4 protein-coding genes and 1 tRNA gene are annotated in these 4,640 nt (G+C 28.3%); all 5 read right to left on the minus strand.

From position 1 onward, the window contains the following. Positions 1-485: 485 nt before the first annotated feature. Entirely contained in the window at positions 486-1,310 is an 825-nt protein-coding gene (folK, locus tag EG57_RS0224745; RefSeq protein WP_032079742.1) for a 2-amino-4-hydroxy-6-hydroxymethyldihydropteridine diphosphokinase, read from the minus strand. Positions 1,311-1,389: 79 nt separating this feature from the next. Beyond that, positions 1,390-1,869 (minus strand): HD domain-containing protein, encoded by a 480-nt coding sequence (locus tag EG57_RS0224750; protein WP_032079743.1) that lies wholly within the window; start codon positions 1,867-1,869, stop codon positions 1,390-1,392. Positions 1,870-1,903: 34 nt separating this feature from the next. Continuing rightward, positions 1,904-2,458 carry a GTP cyclohydrolase I FolE gene (gene folE / locus EG57_RS0224755; RefSeq protein WP_200880612.1) on the minus strand — a complete coding sequence of 185 codons (555 nt, stop codon included), beginning with the start codon at positions 2,456-2,458 and terminating at the stop codon, positions 1,904-1,906. A 394-nt stretch (positions 2,459-2,852) separates the two neighbouring features. After that, complete coding sequence (locus EG57_RS0224760; protein WP_032079745.1) at positions 2,853-4,154, minus strand: acetyl-CoA hydrolase/transferase family protein; 1,302 nt, start codon at positions 4,152-4,154, stop codon at positions 2,853-2,855. 346 nt (positions 4,155-4,500) lie between these two features. Next, positions 4,501-4,576: transfer RNA gene (locus EG57_RS0224765), tRNA-Phe, on the minus strand. Positions 4,577-4,640 lie beyond the last annotated feature (64 nt).

A 4,640-nucleotide genomic window follows, 5' to 3' on the forward strand; every position in this document is an offset into this window, starting at 1 on the left:
TCTCAATTTTAAAGTTTAATCTGTACTCAAATTATTGACGTTAAACTTGTTAGTTTAACTAATACTGGCTTATTTAAAATAAGATTTATATCTTACTTTCACTCTGTTTAATTTTCAAGGATCTTGCCGCATCTCAGCGACTTTTATATCTTACCATGTCTGCTTAACCTTGTCAAGAACTTTTTTTCAAATTCTTTTTTGTTAAGCTTGCTGCATCATACAGCTCACAAATTGTATCACTTAACTTTATATTTTATCAGTGAATTTACACTGAAAACTCATTGATAAAAGCATTAATCAGCTCAGCAACATGTATTATGATACCACTTAAACTTATACTAGTATATTTAGTTTTCTCTATTTTTTTGATATTATTCTATAAATGAATATAATTTTTGATAATTTGCTTCATATTTCTTATAAAGATACTCTAGGACAAGTTTACGCTTAAATATATTGTTTCTTTACAAAAAAGTTTATTTTTATTATGCTTTTTGCTCTATAAACTTATTCATCAAATCCACAATTCTTTTATTTAACAAAGGATGTACAATATAAGGTGCTATATCAGATAATGGTTTTAGAACAAACATCCTTTCCTCCATTCTTGGATGTGGAATTACAATATCTTCTTCAGAAGTCACTAAGTTATCATATAGTAAAATATCTAAATCTATTGTTCTAGGTCCCCATTTAATAATTCTTTCACGCTTTAATTCTTTCTCTTTTTCCAACAAAAATTTCATCAAATCTTTAGGTGATAACAGTGTTTTTACCTCTATCGCACCATTCAAAAAATTTTCCTGATCTACATATCCTACAGCTTCTGTTTCGTAAAATTTTGATACACTTATAACTTTGGTAACAGTTGATTTATTTATTAGTTCTATAGCTGAAAGTAAATTTTTTTCCTTATTTCCCATATTAGATCCTATTGCAATATATACTTTATGCCACTTTCTATCAACTTCTACAGCTACATGCTCTACTGGTTTACCTATAGGCGCCCAAGGCTTTTTTACTTTCAATTTTATCTTTTTCACTATTTCATACTTTAACAAAATAAATTCCGCAAGCTTTTCAGCTGCACTTTCAATCAAATCATATTTTTGTTTTGTAAATTGTTCCTCTATTTCAAAACATAATTCTGCATAATTTACTGTTTTATTTAAATTATCACTCTCTCCAGCTTCTTTTAAATCTAAAAAAAGTTCTGCAGATATAATAAATCTTTGTCCTAAATCTTTTTCTTGTTGATTCACACCATGAAATCCATAAATTTGCAAGTTTTCTATATACATCTTATCCATTTCATTTTTCCCTCCTAATTTTAGATGTGTTAGTTATTCGCAATTTACCTATTATACTAAAATTAACTATACTATAAAATTAATAATTTATAGTATAGTTTTTCTTTTCATCAGACCATTTACATTCATCTACAGCCTTACAATAGAAACAGTTTCTTGAAAGTTTGTCACTTAAATAAAATATATAACCAAAACTGTTCTCTTCATTTTCTTCTTCTCTATGACTTAAAATTGTATTTAAAATCATATTCATTTCTTCAGTTTCATATCCAGATGCCATTAATATTTCCTTTGCTAATTTACTACTAGCAACCTCATGGTGTACATTTTCCTTATATTCAACCCATCTTCCTATATCATGAAGAAGAGCTGTACCATATACAACATCTTTACTAACATTTATTTTATTTTCTAACACTAGTATATATGCTATTCTTGCTACATCTAGAAAATGCTGTATGTTATGTTTGCAAAATTTTCTATCTTTTTCGCATCTTTTATTTTTCTTAACATACTCATTAAAATTTTCATTATTTAAAATAGAATTAATTTTATCCAATAGCTCGCAACTCCTTGATAATAATTAACCTATTTTAAAGATTAATCATTTTGTATACTTCATCTTTTAGAGAATAATTCTCATGAAACTCTCCTCTGGTAACTACTGTTACAGTTTTACTTCCAGGTTTTTTTATACCTCTCATTGTCATACACATATGTTCTGCTTCTATTACTACCATAACTCCTTTAGCATTTAAATACTCCATTATCGCATCAGCAACTTGTCCAGTTAACCTTTCTTGCAATTGAGGTCTTTTTGCAAATACTTCTACAGTTCTTGCCAATTTACTTAATCCTGTAACTTTTCCATTAGGTATATATGCTATATGCACTTTTCCATAAAAAGGAACCAAGTGATGCTCACACATAGAATAAAACTGTACATCTTTTTCCAATACTATATCATTACTTTTTACAGTAAAAATTTTCTTTAAATGCTTCTCTGGATTTTGATCTAAACCTGCAAATATTTCAGAATACATTCTCGCAATTCTATCAGGAGTTTCCTGTAACCCTTCCCTATCTGGATTTTCACCTATTGCTTCAATAATCATTCTAACCGCAGTTTTAATTTTACCTTCATCTATCATAATTTTTCATTGAACAATTATCCATATAAGGACTTATTCAATAATCCCCCTATTCTCATAATTAATTCTAATTGAAAAAATCTTGGTTAAATTAAATGTTAATTTTATTTAGATAATTTATGAATGTATATTCAATGTAACTTTATAATTGAAATTATAGATCCATTATCAATAGTCTCCTTAATCATTTATTCATAGAGATAAAAAAAATCAATATTGGATAAATAATTCACAATTTATCATAAATTATAACATTTAAATTTCAAGTTTACAAGGATGTTAATGTGTACATTCTAGCCATTTAAAACCAATTATTATAGTTCAAAACCATTTTAATTTTTAAAATAAGCGTGGCTTTTTAACCACGCTTTTAAAGTTGTGTTGTATATATTTAAAATTTAGTTCTAAATCTTTTTTCATATTCTTCTATAAGCCAAGGTCTAAAATTTGGATGCGCGATATTTATCAATGCTCTAGCTCTTTCCTTTAAAGATTTACTCTTGAGTCTAGCAATACCATACTCTGTAATAATATAATCTACATCTGTTCTTGATGTTGTAATAGGTGTACCTTTTTCTAGTAAAGGTACTATTCTAGAAACTTTTCCTTTAGCTGCGGTGGATGGTATAGCAATAATAGCTTTACCATCCTTGCACATATTAGCTCCTCTTATAAAATCAACTTGTCCTCCAATTCCACTTATCTGGTTCATTCCTATACTTTCAGAACATACTTGTCCCATTAAATCCACCTCGACACATGAATTTATCGAAATCATTTTAGAATTTTTCATAATAACTGTAGGATCATTTACGTAACTTACAGGATAAGATTCTACCATAGGATTATCATCTATAAAATCATACAGCTTTTTTGTACCCATAAAGAAAGTTACAACTATTTTTCCTTGCTCCAAAGTTTTTTTCTTATTATTAATTACACCTGATTCTACCAAATCAACTACACCGTCAGATATCATTTCTGAATGTATCCCTAGATCCTTTTTATCTTTTAAAAATAAAAGTACCGCATCTGGAATAGCGCCTATACCAAGTTGAAGTGTAGAGCCATCCTCAATCAATGAAGCACAATATTGCCCTATATCCTTTTCAATCTTTCCTATCTTAGGCTGTTTTAACTCCATTATATGATGTGAAGTTTCTACTATGTAATCTATGTCCGATACATGTATAAATGAATCTCCTAATACTCTAGGCATATTTTCATTTACTTCTGCAATTACAATTTTAGCGCAATCTGCTGCTGGTTTAGTATAATCATTAGATACTCCAAAACTACAATATCCATGTTTGTCAGGCTTACTTACTTGAATTAATACTACATCTACAGGTAAATATCCCTCTTTAAATAATCCAGGTAATTCATAAAAACAACATGGAGTAAAATCTGATCTCCCAGAATTAACAGCATCCTTAGTACTAGCTCCTACAAATATAGAATTGTATTTAAAATACTTTTCCATTCCTTCTTGTGCATATTCACTTTTTCCCATATCTACCATATGTACTACTTCTACATTCTCATAATTTTCTTTATTTGCAACTAATGCATCTATAAGCTCTGTAGGTTCTGCAACTGCAATGCTTACAACTACTCTACTGTTAGACTTTATATTAGAAACTGCCTCTTTTGCAGTTACCAACTTACTCCTATATATTTTTTCCCAATTCATAATAATCATCCTTTCTATAATAATAAATTTATTCAAAACATTTTTGACTGTAGAATTAAAACATTAATAATCGTTTTTATGCGCTAATGCGCATTAACTATAATAATAGTAATTAAAATTGTTAAAAAAACTACAAATAATAATATAACATTTGAGTAAAATTATACCACATTTATACCTTTTTATCAAAAAATTATGAATTTACTATTAGCATCAAATAAAAAAAGTATTAATGATATATTATTATTAATACTTTTTTAACATTAATAGAAAAGTTAAATTATTTACTTTATGTACTATTTAATAATTGAATTAAAAAAAGTCTTAGACATTTGTCTAAGACTTTTGGTGGCTGGACCAGGAATCGAACCAGGGACACGAGGATTTTCAGTCCTCTGCTCTACCGACTGAGCTATCCAGCCAAATTTTACCTGGCAACGACCTACTCTTCCACAGAGCCTCCCCTGCAGTACCATCGGCACTATA

This window comes from Clostridium drakei, assembly GCF_000633595.2.
Lineage (GTDB): Bacteria > Bacillota > Clostridia > Clostridiales > Clostridiaceae > Clostridium_AM > Clostridium_AM drakei.